The sequence below is a fragment of the Parasutterella excrementihominis YIT 11859 genome (genome assembly GCF_000205025.1).
Classification (GTDB): domain Bacteria; phylum Pseudomonadota; class Gammaproteobacteria; order Burkholderiales; family Burkholderiaceae_F; genus Parasutterella; species Parasutterella excrementihominis.
Map to the genome: position 1 here is coordinate 1 of NZ_GL883674.1, position 16,396 is coordinate 16,396.

Below are 16,396 nucleotides of genomic sequence, written 5' to 3' on the forward strand. Positions count from 1 at the left end.
ATAATGAAGATCTAGAAGCGCAAAATTTCAGATTGTTCGCCGGCGGATTTTTTATGCCGGATTTCTGAGCTTGCTAAATTTTCAACCTAAAGATTTCATCCACGCCGCGACGTCATCAAGTTCTCTATTACTGATTTCGTGTTTCATGTCATACGTGTTAGTCTGGATGGGGTTGCCTCGATTTGCTAAGAAAGAGGAGGCTCTTTCGGATGCTTCCTGGGAAATGAACTCATCTTTAAGAGATACAGCCTGAAAAACCGGAATAGTCTTAGAAGCATCCGTAAGTCGACTGACAAGTGGTTCATCTAAGGGAAGATAGGAAGACAAAGCAAAAACTCCGCCTGTCGGAAAGGGCTCTAAAAGGGCTGCTGTTAATGCGATGACGCCTCCTTGGGAGAATCCTCCAAGAAAGATATCGTCCGGACTAATTCCTCGCGCCATCTCTCTTCTGATCATGGAGCCAATACGCTGGGACGATTCAAAAATACCGTCTACATCTACTTCTTTTCGAAAATCACAGTTTTTAACGTCGAACCAGGCGTGAACAGGTTCTCCATTAAATTGTTTGACCCTGATAACGGATGCTGTCGGAAGGAGGAAAGAATAGTCATTCCCCAGACTCCTTCGGAGATATTCGGCAACCGGCTTAATAACGGAACCGGTCCCCGTCAATCCATGGAGCAGTATTACCTTTCTTGCGGCCTCCGATGATCCAACCTCTATAAGTTCTCCATCCATCGTGTTGATTTTCAACTCCATTCCAAGTTTGGGTAATTGAGGAGAAGACGCTCTTAGGGACCATCTTGGACTCATTGAGGATCTTCTCCATAGGAACTATTCTTTACCTTCGAGCTATCTGAATATTTCTCAATGTACCGCGGTAGGCAGAATAATTATTTTCTGTCGATCTAAAGGAAAACTCAATTTTCTCAAACTCCAAGTAGTCCTTTCAAGAATAGGCTATCCCCGACAGCTAGAATAGAAAAGTTGAAGTATGAATAATGAAAACCAAGGAGAAACTATGATCGTCCTGCTTCCGGATGGGAAACTCATCAACCTTAATCTTGTCTGCTTCACCGACACCCGTTCCTTCAAAGAACCCGTGCGTTTCTGCATGGTGAATGGAGAATCCGTTTTCTGCGAAATGACGGAAGATCAGTATCAGGCGTTGCTGCTCTCTTTAGTCCATAACGAGCCGCTCCACAAAGTTCTTCCCATTAAAGAAAAAGTCCAGAAGACCAAAATTGATTTCCGAGACTTCCCTTCTGTTTTGGAAGGTGAAAACTCTCCCGTCTGATTTTTCTGTTTCAAGGCAGCTTCAGCTGCCTTGACTTTTTTCAGGATTCTTCCTTAAAAATTCCGTTTTTTTCAATGAGGTACTTGTTTGTATCAAGGTCAGGCGCAACCGTTGAAATTCCCGTCTGTTGGATTCTTGCCTCATGGAAGTCCCGAGAAATAAGCGCTTTGTATCGGCCTTGTGCAAAAAAGTTCAACAAATCAAGCTGTCGTGGTTACAATTACGACTATTACGACGCTTCGTCGGTTAACTCAGAGGTCTCTATGAAATTACTTACCGTTGCCGCAATGGCATTTACGCTGTTGGCAGGATCTGTCAATGCTGCCGAACAACTGAATGCATATTCCATCATGCCTGAAAAATATGCTTCTAAGGTTTTCGCAGAATTCACAAAAGACACAGGCGTCAAAGTTAACTTCATGCGTTTCTCCTCCGGCGAAGCTTTGGCCCGTCTGAATGCTGAAAAGAAAAATCCTCAGGTTGACGTCATGCTCGGGGGCCCAGCTGACACTTACGCTGCCGGCGTTAAAGAAGGCATCTTCGAACAGTATCGCCCCAAAGACTCCGATGCCATCCCTGCAAGCCTGCGCGATCCTCAGAATCACTGGACCGGTATCGGTATCATTCCTCTGTGTTTCTTAACGAACACCAAGTTCTTAGAAAAGAACAAAATGCATGCACCGGAGTCCTGGAATGATCTCCTCGATCCGCGCTACAAAAACAACCTACAGATGGCCGACGCCCGTACTTCCGGTACGGCTACGGAACGTATCTACTCCCTCGTAAAAGTTATGGGCGAAGATCCCGCCTTTGCGTATCAGAAGAAGTTAAACGGCAATATCCAGATGTACACAAAGAGCGGTGCAGGTGGTGCAATGCCTATCGCTACCGGCCAGTGCGGCTCAGGTATCTTCTACATTGTTGACGCGCTTGACATTCAGCAGCAAGGCTACCCCGTCGTGATTACCTATCCGAAAGACGGTGTCTCGTACGGCATTGAGGCCACCGGCATCGTTAAAAATGCCAAGAATATGGATGCCGCTAAGAAATTCGTTGACTGGGCTGCCAGCAAGAAATTTGCTGACTTTATCGTTGCAAATAAGATTAACTACGTTCCGACACGCTCCGATGTTAAGACCAGCAATCCTCTGCTCGACCTCTCCAAAATCAATATGAAAGACGTTGACGTCGCTTGGAAAGGCGAAAAGCGCAAAGAGTATACAAATCGCTGGATCAACGAAGTCATTAAGTAATTCATTCACCGTTTTAACGTGATTTAAAAATTGTGGGGTTCTGCTTGATTAAGTCGAACCCCCGTTTCATTAGGAGTACTTAAATGACGAGCGGAAATAAGCAGCAGAGGGACCCGGTGACCTTGCTCACCATCTGCGTCCTTTGGCTCGCCATGGGCGTATTCGTCCTGTACCCGATCGTTCGCCTGCTGGCAATGACTTTCATTGTCGACGGTCATCTGACATTTGATAACCTCTTGCCGTTCCTCGCCAATTGGTATGACCGTCGCGCCATAGTCAACAGTATTATTTTGGCCTGCGCCGTAGGTTTTGCCGGCACGATCATCGGATTCATTTTTGCCTTTGCGGTAACGCGTCTGTCGCTTCCGAAATGGCTGACTTTCTTTATCAGCGCAGTCACGCTTCTGCCGCTGATTTCTCCCCCTTTCACATCAAGTATTGCATTAACGCTTTGCTTGGGACCCAACGGCATTATTTTGACTGCCTTAGGTCTGGAAAACTTTAATTTCTTCGGCTTCTGGGGAACGTTCATTTCTGAAACGCTGACCTACTTCCCCATTGCCTTTATGACGTTGTCTACGATTCTGATGAGAATCGATCCGAACTTGGAAGATGCGGCCTACTCCTTGGGTGCTTCCCCGTTCAACGTCTTCAAATCCGTCACCTTTCCTCTTTCAGTCCCGGGTTTGGCAAACGCCTTTCTCCTTGTGTTCTCCTGCTCCCTCGCAGACTTTGCAACTCCGCTGGTTTTGGGCGGCCACTCCTTCCCGGTTCTGCCGACGCAGGCTTATTTACAAATTACCGGCATGTACGACTTCAAGGGCGGCGCGGCTCTGTCCTTCCTGCTCTTAATCCCGGCACTTGCCGTTTATGCTCTGCAGAATTTCTGGGTCAGCCGTAAGAGTTTTGTCACCGTCAGCGGTAAAGCCGGAGGAAGGAGCTCGATTAAAGGTCCGGGACCGCTCATTTCTTCGATTGTGGTCGGTACCGTTGCTTTTATTACGGCATTTGTTCTTTATCTCTATGCCATCATTCTGGTGGGCTCAGTGGTGAAAGTTTGGGGGGTTGATAACTCCCTGACATTAGAAAACTATCATTACGTCTTTACGTTCGGCATGAAAGCCATCAAAGACACCTTGCTGATTGCTTGCATCGGCACACCGCTCGGCGGGCTCTTGGCCGTGCTCATCGGCTACGTCTGCAAATGGCTCAAGATCCGCGGTCACAAAACACTGGAAACCGTTTCTCTCTTGAACTACACGCTGCCGGGTACGGTTGTCGGTATCGCATACATTATTGCGTTTAACGATCAGCCGCTGGTTCTCACAGGCACGGTTTACATTCTTATTGCCGCCTATGTGTTCCGGTACTCTTCTGCCGGTATTCGAAACGTCATTGCAGCCTTAACTCAGATTGATCCGTCTATCGAAGAAGCCTCTACAAGTTTGGGTGCCTCTTCGGCCTACACCTTCCGTAAAATCACCGTTCCGCTTGTCTTGCCGGCGGTTTTAACGGGTATGCGCTACCTGTTCATCCACTCGATGACCGCGATTAGTGCCACGATCTTCTTGGTTTCTGTGAATTGGACCTTGATAACTACACGTATTTTGGAATGTATGACCGAGCTTCAGTTCGCTCAAGCTTGTGCATTCTCCATCGTCTTAATTTTGATTGTCTTCGCCGCCTCTGCCTTTATGGCTTTAATGGCAAAAGTTCTTTGTCCGGTAGGCGACGCTTCCGGAGGACTTCGCTAAATGTCCGTATCTCTTACGCTTAAAAACATTTCCCGCAGCTACATTAAGGACAACGAAAAGTTTTTCGCCGTTCAAAACGTAAATCTTGAAGTTAAACCAGGCGAATTCCTCACGTTCTTAGGACCGTCCGGCTGCGGTAAAACTACCACTCTGCGCATGATCGCAGGTTTTGAAACTCCTACGGAGGGCCAAATCCTTTTGGGAGACAAAGACGTCACAAAAATCCCTGCCAATGAACGCGGCATGGGCTTCGTATTCCAGAACTACGCTTTGTTCCCGCACATGAAGATTTTCGATAACGTGGCCTATGGTCTGCGTATTCGCAAAGAATCTTCCGACCTCATTACACAGAAAGTCAAAGAAGCGCTTGCTATGGTCGGATTGGAAAAAGCCGAGCATCGCTACCCTAACCAGCTTTCAGGCGGTGAGCAGCAGCGTGTCGCTTTAGCCAGAGTACTGGTTTTAAGACCGCAACTGATTCTTATGGATGAACCGCTCTCGAACCTTGACGCAAAACTGCGCCTGCACATGAGAACGGAAATCCGTAGAATCCAACAGGAACTCAAATTGACCTGCCTCTACGTGACTCACGATCAGAAAGAAGCTTTGACCATGTCCGATCGGATCATGGTGATGAACAAGGGCAAGATTGAACAAATCGGTACGCCTATGCATTTGTATGATGACCCGGCAACGCCTTTCGTTGCCGATTTCATCGGGCAGGCTAACCTTTTCTACGGCACGCTTGTTTCTGTTGAAGATAAGTACGGCCTTGTCGATGTTGCCGGCCGTAGGGTCAAAGCTCGAATGGGCGTCCTAAATCCTCCAAGAATTGGGGGAAAAGCGCTCCTGATCGTACGACCAGAAAACCTCAACATCGGCACCTCGGAAAACTGTCTGGCAGTCAAACTCATTAACCGCCTCTTTGAAGGAGACCGGATAGACTACCAATTCGAAGTAGTAAATGGTATCAATCCGAAACCTTACTCGATGTCAGTTCCTTTCCTCCCCGGCACTTCACTACTGCCGGAAGGCTCGACATTAGATGCTTCGTTTGTTCCGGATGCCGGTGTACTTCTAAACGGCGAATAACTTAAGCAACGATCACAGTTACGTCAAGCCGCCTCGTTTTTCCTGAGGCGGCTTGTTCTTATTCGGAGCTTCTGGAAGGAAAAATTATTAGTATCAACGAAGAGAACAGTTTCATAAATCTCTACAATAAAATCTCGCAATTGTGATGCACGCAACGGATTTTTTATGAAACGCCTAAGCTTATCTCTCGCTGTCGTTATTTTGGCCCTTTCTTCTGCTGTATCAGCCTCGGACTTCGAGGAAGACAAGCAATATATTTCCTGTCGTAAAGGAGCAGTCAATGATCGACAATTAACGGCTTGTCAAGAGCGGTTACTCGAGCGTCTTGATATGTCCATTGCAAAGGCACTTGATAGAAATATGACGCTGTTGGCAGAGTCGGAAAGAATTACCGCTCAGCGTTACCAATCACAATGGGAAAGTTGGCGTCAAAGTCACTGCGATTATTCACTCCGCAAACAAAATGATCAGCAGCATCTTAGCTTGGCCTGCTACCTCCAAGCTGCAAGAGACCGCCTAGACATGTTGGAAGGTGAGAAGCTTGAAACAAATTCAAACTTTAAAGTTTGCTTACGGCGTGCAGGGAAAATAGAAAGCCACGAAATTCTCTGTCATCAAGAAGAGTATCAAAGACTGGAGCAAATTTTGTTCGGAACCGTCCAAGCCGCAGAAAATTCTAGCCCACAACCAAAAGCAGTATTGGAAGATCAACTTTTGTGGGAAAAAGACCTCGCTAAAAAATGTAAGCGCCCACCATTTGCCTCTATCGAACAAGCTGCTAATAATTACCAGTGTTTATGTAATGAAATCTATAAGCGCATTCGTTCTTTAACAGGTACTACAGAACGCCCCGTGCGTTGACGTAAGAACAATTGACAATCTCCTTGTCATTTATGACAAGGAGATTGTCAAGAAATCGCCGAGGCGATTTGCGAGGACGTCTGTTTTTTCTCTTCTTTCGTCAGTCTCCGGAATCTTGTGAACGGATAAACTGATCGTTTTTGGTGAAATAAAGCTTTTGAGTCATCTGAATGCTGACCCAAGTCACGATCGCCGCTGTTGCAGCGATAGAAAAACAGATTAATAACTGATACCTGACAGCAGTTAAGGGGGATTCACCAGCTAAAATTTGGCCGCTCATCATCCCGGGGAGCGCCACGATGCCTAAAACCATCAACATATTGATCGCGGGAAGCATCGCGGCAGAAGCAGAAACCTGGACCGTTTTAAGCACGGCCTGCTGCTGCGTTGCCCCAAGCGCCAACAATGTCTCAATCTCCCCTGATCGCAATTCAAGCTCGCTTCTGAAACGTTCAACGCCCAAAGCAGCCGAATTCATAGCATTAGCAACAATCATCCCAGCTAACGGAACCAAGTAACGGCCTTCCCAAAGAGGCGTCGGACGAATTACAACAAATTCAAGGTAAGAAACCGTTAAACCTGCCCCCAAGAAAATCGCGGTAAACAGGATCCACCGATACTTTCTCCGACTTTTTTCATTCTGGAGACCGCCCAAGCGTTTTAAAGCGGACTCGGAAGCCGCCCCCACCATAAACAAGATAAGGGCAGCGAGCACCCAGGGGTCTGATTGTCGAAAAGCCCAAAGAAGGATGTATCCAACAGCGACCAACTGAATCGTACCCCTGACGACTCCGATAATTAACGACTTAGAGAGACCTAGTTTGTACTTCCAGGATAAAAACAGGGAGATCCCAACCGGTAATAAACCGATGCCCATTTGCAAGAGCGATATATCGTTTGATCCGCTAATTGCCATCTCTTCCTCCTCAAGCCTCTAGTCGTTTTCATCGACTTCATATGACCTATCTACGAAATCCATTCTACGAATCGACTTTCTTTAGGGCACGTATCTCAACTCAAAATCAGCACGTGTAAACACATGTGAACATGTTCACACTTGAGTTTTATTTTGAAAATATCTCGTCAAAAGCTTCTTCAACGGCTTCCTTGTCCACACGGTACGTTCCCTGAACCATTCCGTCTCGGCCTCCTCCACGCCCATTTAATTTGGCATTCAAGGATTTACTGAATTTCGGGAGTTCCGGATCTGATGACGCAATAACATAATTAAATCCGCCCTCTATCGGACTGAAAACTCCGATTGAACTTTCGGGAAATTTTTCTTTCAGCATTCCGGCAAAACGTTTTAACTCAAAAGGAGACAAATCCTCTTCAAAAACTTTCACCAGACCGTTCCTAGACACAAGGCCGGAAGCCACAAACTGAAGATATCTTTCGGTTCTTTGGGCACTCTTCTGGTCTTTCGCTTTTCCTTCTTCAATGAAATTTGCCGCTGCTTTAGCAATTTCATGCGGCTTAGCGGAGAATAAAGCAGAAACCTTTGCTATCTCCTTTACCCTCCATCCGTAATCTCTCCTGGCCCGTTCACCGGCTACAAAACGAACTCTTGTTCCTCCTCGGTGTTTGGACGCATCCAGGATCTTGAACATTCCGATTTCTCCGGAACGACGAACGTGGGTACCGCAACAGGCACAGCGGTCGCATCCCGGAATTGTCACGATGCGAACTACGCCATGCAATTCCTTTTTACTGCGATATTCCATCGCCTCTAAGGCTTCTTCAGTTGGGAACTCAATTTTAAGATCAATATCCTGAGTGATCGCCTGATTTACCAGTTGTTCTAATTCAGGGATCGATTCCATCGGGATTTCACCGCTGAAATCAACGGTAATATCGTCCGGATCCATATGGAACCCGACGTTTTCCAATTTATATTTTTGGTGAACAAGTCCGGAGAAAATATGCTCGCAAGTATGATTCTGCATATTGTCAAAACGGCGTTCCCAATCGATTTTCCCAATCACTGTAGACCCAACTTCCAGAGGCTTGTCTATATAGTGAACAATCTCTGGACCGACCCTTTTTACAAAAATAACCTTAGCTTCTCCTAAGGTCCCCTCGTCAGAGGGCTGTCCGCCGCCCTCAGGGTAAAAGGCGGTGTCGTCCAACACAACCTCAAATCCTTTTTTGCCCTCGCGACAGGAAGTAACAGTTGCTGAAAATTCTCTTGCGTACGGATCACGATAAAACAATTCCTGCATTGTTTCCATTGAATGTCTCCACTGCTTTTAGTTGGTTGCCGAAGATTATAGGCAGTCAAGAGAAAAGAAACTGTTTTGCAGAAAGCTTTCTCATCCTTGGATTTATTCTCACTTTTGGGATCGACCTGGGTTGTCTAGAACTTAAACCGCCGTCACCTTCCTATAATGATGAGCTAGGCAATGGTTTTATATTTTGAAAGATGAGTGCATCAAGAGACAAATTTCACTTTTGGGTCGGCATGAGCATTGTGATTGTGATCGCAATACTCATAGGTCTGCTTTGCACCGTCTTCACACCAAATTATTTCCGGCCTAAAACGATCGTTGAAACCTATTTCACAGAATCGGTAAACGGCCTTTCCCCTGGGGCACCGGTCAAGTTCAAGGGTATCGATATCGGAAAAGTCACCGAAATTTCATTGTCGAGCAAGGTATACCCCGATGACCACATCAGTTTGTTTTCACCTGATGCGTCTGTAGCAGTCGTACGAATGATTGTCTACATAGATGAAAATCAGCTCAAAGAGCAGCTGCCAGATCTCATTCAGAAAGGATTGCGGTTCCAAACGGAGTTGGCCGGAGTCACCGGAACAATTTACCTTGCGGCTAATTTTTTAAACCCGACACTTTATCCGCCCGAAATTAAAGATGTGCCTTGGAAACCGAAATATATCTACGTTCCGGCGACCATCAGTCTGACTAATGAGATTTTGGAAAATATCCAGCATTTCCTGGCAACGCTGCAAAACATTAAGACCAAAATTGATGATGTAACTCCGGATGCAGTAAAAACCCAGTCCACAAAGGAGCTCCTCACAACACTTAACAATACAGTCAGTATGCTGGATCCAGATAAACTGCACACGCTGCTCTCAAATGCAGAAAATTACGTCAACTCCAGCCATTCGATCCTCTCAAAAGTAGATGTTGCGCGCGTTAATTCATTGCTTTCAGAACTCACTAAAACAACGGAAAAATTAAACACTACTCTTCATGAAACTAAAGGATCGGGACTCGTTACTCAGCTGAATAAGACAATTTCCGGTGCGGACCAAGCGATTGTAGATAACCGTTATAACATCAGAGAGTTGATTCTCAATTTGAAGGACATTTCGGACAATCTCAAAATTTTGTCTGAGAGCCTCGCACAGGACCCGAATTTCTTAGCTCCCCGTCCTCACCATCCCTCTCCGGTCAGCTCAGAGCATTAGAAATTTTCTCCCGTACCTCCTAGTCATTGAAACTCACACAAACACAACGGGGAGCCGAAGCTCCCCGTTTTTCACTTTCTATCCGTTTTAGGATTAGAAGGTATGAGTCATGCCGATTGTGGCATTCCAGCCGCGGAGATCGTCTGTGTTATGCTTCAGAGCCTTCCCTGCTGTACCCCAAGCGGCCTGGGTATACATCAAAGTACGCTTTGAGAAATGATAGAAGTAAGCCGCGCCGATAGAGAGGGTGTTGAATTTATCTTCCAAGCCTGCTTCAGAAGCGTTCTTATTCTTACCGAAAGCAAATTGAGACTGGAGCATTACTTCACCGCCAAGTGCATTGGTTGAAGCAGACAGTGCAAAAGCGTGATAGTTATTCGCTTTTCCATTGTTGTATTTATTGTCCAAAGCCTTGCCGTCTAAGTCGTCTTCATCTTTTTGGAAAGTAACAAATCCGGGTAATGGTGCGTGCATCGCATACTCATAAGCACCGTACAGAGTGAAAGCTCCGAAATTATAAGAAGCACCGAGGTTCAACAATTGAGTTGTCTTATTCTTGTCGGCCTCTCCTTTGTAGTCCAAAGCCTCATAAATCAAATCAACATTCAGAGGTCCGTTGCCATAGGTCAGGCCGGCACCGTAGTAGTGCTGGTTGTAAGACCATTTGTTTTCATCATTGTCACGTCCATTGGAATACATGAAGGAACCCTGAAAACCGTTATATTCAGGAGTGAGGTAAATGATGGAATTGTTGTATCTGTCTGTCAGATAGAAGGCGCTATACATGCTGCCGATTGTCTGAAAAGATGTCGTATAGGGAGCACCGCCTAAAATGGAATATGTTCCGCAGTCAGAAGACAAGCCCCCGAAACGACCGAATGCAACTGTACCCCAAGTCCCAGAAAGGCCCAAAGCTGCTTCGCGGCTAAATGCCTTACCTTCCGAAGCTTCGTTACCATTGCTTAATTTGAAACCTTGTTCCAGTTTGAAGAAAACGGAATTGCCGTTTCCAAGGTCTTCAGAACCTTTGATACCCCAGCGATTGCCCATCCAGTTGCCGTTTGACATCTGAACTTTTGTGGAGTCACCGTGTAATTTGCTAACCGTAACGCCTGCATCTAAAACGCCATACAAGGTTACGTTAGAGGCTGCTGTTGCATAAGAAGTTGCAGCAAGAAGAGCAGCTGCTAAAAGAGTTTTTTTCATTGCAAATCCTAGAGAAGTAAGTTAACAACGCTTTAATCTTATAAATAAATGTTTCAAAATTTGGCTTTGTCAATAGTTTTTTAAACCTTTCAATTAAAAACTTCCGATCTTTCCGTTTTTAAAACGGTAATTTCAGGGTGTAACATCTCAGTAAAATCCCCCTTTTAGAGAAGAAATATAAATTGTTCGACCCCGTTCAGATAATTAGAATTTTCAGACTTTCATTATTTGCGAAATTTTTCTTCAGAAATGGGCTTCTAAAAGATTAAATTTCTCTATACCTTAGGGAAAACTCCGACATAATTTTCATCAGACAAAGGTTTTTGATGGGCCAATTGTTCTATTCTGTTTCCGTTGATTCATTTTTTAACGATTACAGGAGTACCTCATGTCCTCAGAAACTTTAACTGCTTCGAACGGCATTCAAGCCCAAGAAGCGGAAGAAGCCGAAAAAGTAGGTGTAGGCGCATATATCTCACTCTTCTTTGCCATGTGCTTCTTTTCCGGTGTCTTCTACAAAATGCCAGATGCATATCGCTGGCTCGGTGCTTTTGACTTCACTACGTTGATCGGCAAATTCGGGTCAGTTTCCGGAGCCGCCACTTTCGTCGGTAAAGGCGGTCTTAGTGCACGAGCCGGTTTCCTTTTTGCTCTATCTCTGGTTCCCGGCGTGATGTTGGCTTTGGGACTTTTGGAAGTTCTTTCCCACTACGGTGCTTTAAAAGCAGCCCAAAAGTTGATGACCCCGCTGCTTCGTCCGATCCTTGGTGTCCCGGGTATCACGGGTTTGGCTCTTATTACTGACCTCCAGAGTACCGACGCCGGTGCAGCTCTGACTAAGGGGTTGGTCGATTCCGGAAAGATTTCTAAAGAAAACTTGGTTGTGATTGCAGGCTGGCAGTACGCAGGTGCAGGTTTAATTAACAACTATTTCTCTATCGCATCTGCCCTCTTCATGGCATTCCTGGTTCCTGTTTGGATCCCGTTAGTCGTGATGTTCTGCCTCAAGTTTGTCGGCGGTGTTTTCGTCCGCTTCTGCCTCAAGACTTTCTATAAGAAGGATTTCCAAAATGCCTAATGCAACAGCCACACAAGTCAAAAAGAGCAATAATCCTTTTGATATCTTCATTACCGGCCTTAGAAAAGGTTTTAACGTCGCCATTAACAACTTAATGCCTAATGTGCTGATGGCTTTCGTTTTGGCTTATATCCTTGATCTTTTCGGCGTCATGGCTTTCTTAGGTAAAGTTTGCGGCCCGGTCATGAGCATCTTTGATCTTCCCGGTCAGGCCATTACCGTTTTGTGCGCCACTTGGCTCTCCTGCGGGGCCGGGGTCGGTGTTGCAGCCAGCCTGCTCGCCAGCGGCACCCTTAATGCACATGACATCACCATTCTTTCTCCGGCCCTCCTCCTGATGGCTTCCCAGATTCAGTACATGGGCCGACTTCTCGGTGTTGCCGACGTTCCTAAAAAATACTGGCCGCTGCTTATGTTCAACAGCATCCTGATGGCTTCCATCGGCATGCTCATCATGAGATTCATTGTCTAGTAAAACTCTTTATCCATAGGCGTCCGAATTAAGACGTATTAGACCCACCTTTCCCGCTCTGCAACATCAATCTGGAGCGGGATTTTTTTTACTTCAAGGTCCCGGGCCGGTGTCAAAAATCTCATCGGTTAACCGCAGCGCAAAGACAAATATTCTCCTCAGTTAAGGTACTTTTCTTTTAACTTAGAGCTTTCTGTCCTCACCTCAGAGAACAAAAAGATGTCAAATTTTCTTCTCTATGTTGCTTTTTTCTCACTAAAAAATTGATGGAAATTTAGTGCTTTTCAATCGTGAAGGCGGATTTTCATCTTATGAAATAGCGCTATTGCAATATGTAATTTATGATTTATTTTGTCAGTGTTAACACCTATTTTAGGAAATTATTTTCGTAAAATCGCTTTAGTTTGAATTTTTATGTCATTATTAACCCGTAAGAGATATTAAATTTTCAATCGGAGATGTCTCATGAACATTCTTATTAAAGAAACAGGTGAACTTCGCTCTCTCTCGTTCATTGATTGGCACGACGGTCAGGAATACACAGAACAACTGATCTCAGCCTCCGGAGAAGACCCAAACTTCCTGTTTGATCAGGATGGCGAAGTTTTTATGACGGATGCTCCTACCTTTAGTAAGTGGAACGCCTTCTTCAGAAGCCATTACGATATCGAATCTGTATGCGCAGCACTTGGCCTGCAGCCGATTTCCAAAGCTGAATACGATCCGTTCGTACACCTCTAATTTCTTCGTTTTCTGATCCAAAAGGTTGGGCTCCGGCCCAGCCTTTTTTTGTTCTCATTTCTGGTAACAAGCTACTTCTGAAAGTGCTTTTGGAAGCCAAGCTCATCCCTTCTGAATGTACAATCGAAGGCCGCACAAAATTTCTAGTTTTAAGAAAAACTCTTTTAAATCTTAAGGTTACATTAACAAATGGGCATTGAAATTGATCTCGAACGCGATTCATTATTAGGAGAAGTTTCGCGTAAACGCCTTCGTGAAAGTTACATGAAGGAAGAAGAGCAGAGCCCGCAGGAACGCTTTGCAACGGTAGCAGAAACATTCGCAAGTAACCCTGCTCATGCTCAGCGTATTTACGACTACGCCTCCAAGCATTGGCTTTCCTTCTCGACCCCTATCCTTTCTTTCGGCAGAAGTAAGAAAGGACTCCCTATCAGCTGCTTTGAAGTTTATATGCAGGATACAGCTGAAGGTCTTGTCAATACATTATCCGAAGTCAACTGGCTTTCCATGCTGGGCGGCGGGGTTGGCATCCATGTAGATATTAGAAGCGCAGACGATAAGTCCGTCGGCGTAATGCCTCACTTAAAAATCTATGATGCAGCTTGCCTTGCTTACCGTCAGGGCAGAACTCGCCGTGGATCTTATGCAGCTTTTCTTGATGTGGATCATCCCGACATCATTCAATTCCTGGAAATGCGTAAGCCGACGGGTGACCAGAACTTAAGAACTCTCAATCTGCACCACGGAGTAAACATCTCCGATAAATTCATGCGCTTAATTGAGAAGAGTATGGTTAATGCGGATGCCGATGATTCTTGGGAACTTCGTGATCCTCACTCTCACCGTGTGGTAGAAGTGGTATCCGCCAGAGATATTTGGCAGCGCATCCTTGAGCTCAGAATGCAAACCGGTGAGCCTTACATCGTCTTTATTGATGCAGCGAATCGCGCCCTTCCCTCTTGGCTCAGTGACAAGGGCTTAAAGATCCATGGCTCGAATCTTTGTACAGAAATCTTTTTGCCGACCAGCGAAAAAAGAACTGCCGTTTGCTGCCTTTCTTCCCTGAATCTGGAATATTTTGACCATTGGAATACCAATGAACAATTCATTCCGGACGTAATGGAATTTTTGGACAATGTCCTCCAATACTTCATTGATAATGCTCCGAACTCTGTCGAAAGAGCTCGTTATTCCGCTCTGCGTGAAAGATCTATCGGTATCGGAGCATTAGGATTCCATGCTTACTTGCAGTCCAAGCGAATTCCGATTGAATCCGTTTTAGCCAAGTCGATTAATTACCGCATGTTCTCTCATATCAAAGAGGAATGCGCTCGCGGCGATGAGATTCTTTGCGAAAAACGCGGTCCTTGCCCGGATGCAAAAGATGCCGGCATTCCAAGACGCTTCTCTCATTGGAACGCAGTTGCTCCGAATGCTTCTTCCAGTTTGATCATGGGCGCAACATCGCCATCGATCGAACCGATCCGTGCGAATATTTATCGTCAGGACACACTTTCCGGTGCTCATATTATTAAGAACAAGATGCTTATTCCTGTTCTTGAAGAGTACGGGTTAAACACTGATGAAGTTTGGACAAGCATCACTGCGCATGACGGTTCCGTTCAGCATTTGGAAGCATTGCCTCAAGTAATTAGAGATGTATTCAAAACCGCTCAGGAAATCGACCAGCGCTGGCTTATTGATCTTGCTGCTGACCGTCAGGAATTTATTGATCAAGGTCAATCTCTGAATCTCTTCTTCCCGGCTGATGTTTCTATAGCCTATCTCCATGCCTGTCACTTCCTCGCATGGAAGGTTGGTTTGAAGAGTCTTTACTACTGTCGAAGCGACAAGCTCCGCAAAGCTGATAAGTTAGGCGAAAAAGTTGAAAGACATCGTCTTGAAGAATCCATCAACATGCGTGAAGTTCTCGAGAATTCCAGCTGCCTTGCCTGTGAGGGATAGTGATGAAATCCAGTTTGACGAAAAGCCGTAATTATTACAAGCCCTTCTCTTATCCATGGGCCTATGACGCATTCATGGCCAGTGAGCAAATGCACTGGCTTTGGACAGAGGTTCCGATGATCGAAGACATCAAGGACTGGAAAAATGTTTTGACTGACGGAGAGAGAGACTTTCTGACTAAGGTCTTCCGTTTTTTCACACAGGGCGACATTGACGTCAGCTCTGCTTACGTCAATACCTACCTGCCCTTTTTCCCGACCCCTGAAATTCGCATGATGCTCTCGAGCTTTGCCGCTCGAGAAGCGGTGCACATCGCAGCCTATTCTCATTTGATCGAGACGATCGGTATGCCGGAAACTGTTTACAACGAGTTCCTGCAATACGAAGCCATGGCGGAAAAGCACGATTTCTTCCACGGTCTCGCCGAAGACCAGCAGGAGAACATCGCTGTAAAAATGGCTGCTTTTTCTGCCTTCACGGAAGGTATGCAGCTGTTCTCAAGTTTTGTGATGCTTCTTAACTTCACAAGAAACGGCACCATGAAAGGCATGGGGCAGATCATCGCCTGGTCCATCAATGATGAAACTCTTCACACGGAAAGCATGATCCGTTTATTCCGTGAATACATTATTGAGAATCCGGAACTTTGGACCGACTCTCTGAAGAAGCGCATTTACGACATCGCCGAGAAAATGATCGAGTTGGAAGATGCATTCATCGACCTTGCTTTCGGCGTCAATGACATGAGCAAACAGAATCTGTCTCCTGCAGATGTGAAAGCTTACATTCGCTGGATCTGCGACCGCAGACTTGCCGCAATGGGCATGAAAGAGATTTTTAAAGTAAACGTCAATCCGCTTCCTTGGGTCGATTCCATGCTTGGTGTAACGCACACCAACTTCTTTGAAAACAGAGTTGTTGACTATGCCAAGGGAGCCTTAAGCGGTTCTTGGGGAGATGTTTGGGGACAAGCAGGAACCAAATAATACGTCCAGCAACTAACGCTTCAATTCAATAGGAGACCCGCGCGGTCTCCTTTCTTTTTATTTACGCCATCATTTGAGTTTCAACTTCTGCCTAAACAGGACTCAGTTTCCAGCTTACATATATGTGAACATGTTCACACTCAAAAAACAAGTTGAAAGCTACGAATACTGCATCAAAAGAAATCTAGGTAAGACAGAACAATAAATCGACTGTTGTATAAAACATACAACAATTAGAAACATTTGTAAGACGTGCTC

General features: G+C 45.6%; 15 protein-coding genes. 11 read left to right on the plus strand and 4 right to left on the minus strand.

The genetic code is table 11. The annotated features are described in order from the left end of the window. Positions 1-81: 81 nt before the first annotated feature. Entirely contained in the window at positions 82-813 is a 732-nt protein-coding gene (locus HMPREF9439_RS00005; protein WP_141555181.1) for an alpha/beta hydrolase, read from the minus strand. Positions 814-1,021: 208 nt separating this feature from the next. On the opposite strand from HMPREF9439_RS00005, the gene HMPREF9439_RS00010 reads away from it, so the two are divergent. From HMPREF9439_RS00010 to HMPREF9439_RS00030, 5 genes are all read left to right on the plus strand, one after another. After that, on the plus strand, positions 1,022-1,297 hold the full coding sequence (locus HMPREF9439_RS00010; protein WP_021867267.1) for a hypothetical protein: 276 nt from the start codon (positions 1,022-1,024) through the stop codon (positions 1,295-1,297). Between the two features lie 263 nt (positions 1,298-1,560). Further along, positions 1,561-2,550, plus strand: a complete 990-nt coding sequence (locus tag HMPREF9439_RS00015) for an ABC transporter substrate-binding protein (RefSeq protein ID WP_008863248.1) — start codon at positions 1,561-1,563, stop codon at positions 2,548-2,550. Between the two features lie 83 nt (positions 2,551-2,633). Then, positions 2,634-4,304: an ABC transporter permease gene (locus HMPREF9439_RS00020; protein ID WP_008863249.1), complete on the plus strand. Its 1,671-nt coding sequence runs from the start codon at positions 2,634-2,636 to the stop codon at positions 4,302-4,304. Next, entirely contained in the window at positions 4,305-5,396 is a 1,092-nt protein-coding gene (locus HMPREF9439_RS00025; protein ID WP_008863250.1) for an ABC transporter ATP-binding protein, read from the plus strand. It begins immediately after the preceding gene. Between the two features lie 165 nt (positions 5,397-5,561). Next, positions 5,562-6,257: a hypothetical protein gene (locus HMPREF9439_RS00030; protein WP_008863251.1), complete on the plus strand. Its 696-nt coding sequence runs from the start codon at positions 5,562-5,564 to the stop codon at positions 6,255-6,257. A 100-nt stretch (positions 6,258-6,357) separates the two neighbouring features. Here the strand turns inward: HMPREF9439_RS00030 and HMPREF9439_RS00035 are convergent, their stop codons facing one another. After that, the gene (locus tag HMPREF9439_RS00035) at positions 6,358-7,173 is read right to left on the minus strand and encodes an ABC transporter permease (RefSeq protein WP_008863252.1); all 816 of its coding nucleotides are present in this window, start codon (positions 7,171-7,173) and stop codon (positions 6,358-6,360) included. Between the two features lie 148 nt (positions 7,174-7,321). After that, on the minus strand, positions 7,322-8,488 hold the full coding sequence (locus tag HMPREF9439_RS00040; protein WP_008863253.1) for an alanyl-tRNA editing protein: 1,167 nt from the start codon (positions 8,486-8,488) through the stop codon (positions 7,322-7,324). Between the two features lie 191 nt (positions 8,489-8,679). Between HMPREF9439_RS00040 and HMPREF9439_RS00045 the strand changes: the two genes are divergently transcribed. Then, a complete protein-coding gene (locus HMPREF9439_RS00045) occupies positions 8,680-9,690 on the plus strand; it encodes an MlaD family protein (RefSeq protein WP_008863254.1) in 1,011 nt (336 codons plus the stop codon). 93 nt (positions 9,691-9,783) lie between these two features. Here the strand turns inward: HMPREF9439_RS00045 and HMPREF9439_RS00050 are convergent, their stop codons facing one another. Continuing rightward, entirely contained in the window at positions 9,784-10,896 is a 1,113-nt protein-coding gene (locus tag HMPREF9439_RS00050; RefSeq protein ID WP_008863255.1) for a porin, read from the minus strand. 388 nt (positions 10,897-11,284) lie between these two features. Here HMPREF9439_RS00050 and HMPREF9439_RS00055 point away from each other — a divergent pair, with 388 nt between their 5' ends. The 5 genes from HMPREF9439_RS00055 to HMPREF9439_RS00075 all read left to right on the plus strand — a co-directional run bounded on the left by HMPREF9439_RS00055 (position 11,285) and on the right by HMPREF9439_RS00075 (position 16,138). Continuing rightward, positions 11,285-11,974, plus strand: a complete 690-nt coding sequence (locus tag HMPREF9439_RS00055; protein ID WP_008863256.1) for a nucleoside recognition domain-containing protein — start codon at positions 11,285-11,287, stop codon at positions 11,972-11,974. Beyond that, positions 11,967-12,446: a YjiG family protein gene (locus HMPREF9439_RS00060; protein WP_008812267.1), complete on the plus strand. Its 480-nt coding sequence runs from the start codon at positions 11,967-11,969 to the stop codon at positions 12,444-12,446. Before HMPREF9439_RS00055 ends, HMPREF9439_RS00060 begins: the two co-directional genes overlap by 8 nt. A 465-nt stretch (positions 12,447-12,911) precedes the next feature. Beyond that, positions 12,912-13,187 (plus strand): hypothetical protein, encoded by a 276-nt coding sequence (locus tag HMPREF9439_RS00065; RefSeq protein ID WP_008812266.1) that lies wholly within the window; start codon positions 12,912-12,914, stop codon positions 13,185-13,187. A 189-nt stretch (positions 13,188-13,376) separates the two neighbouring features. Then, positions 13,377-15,152, plus strand: coding sequence for a ribonucleoside-diphosphate reductase subunit alpha (locus HMPREF9439_RS00070; protein WP_008863257.1), 1,776 nt, complete (start codon positions 13,377-13,379; stop codon positions 15,150-15,152). A 2-nt stretch (positions 15,153-15,154) separates the two neighbouring features. Next, positions 15,155-16,138 carry a ribonucleotide-diphosphate reductase subunit beta gene (locus tag HMPREF9439_RS00075; RefSeq protein ID WP_008863258.1) on the plus strand — a complete coding sequence of 328 codons (984 nt, stop codon included), beginning with the start codon at positions 15,155-15,157 and terminating at the stop codon, positions 16,136-16,138. Positions 16,139-16,396 lie beyond the last annotated feature (258 nt).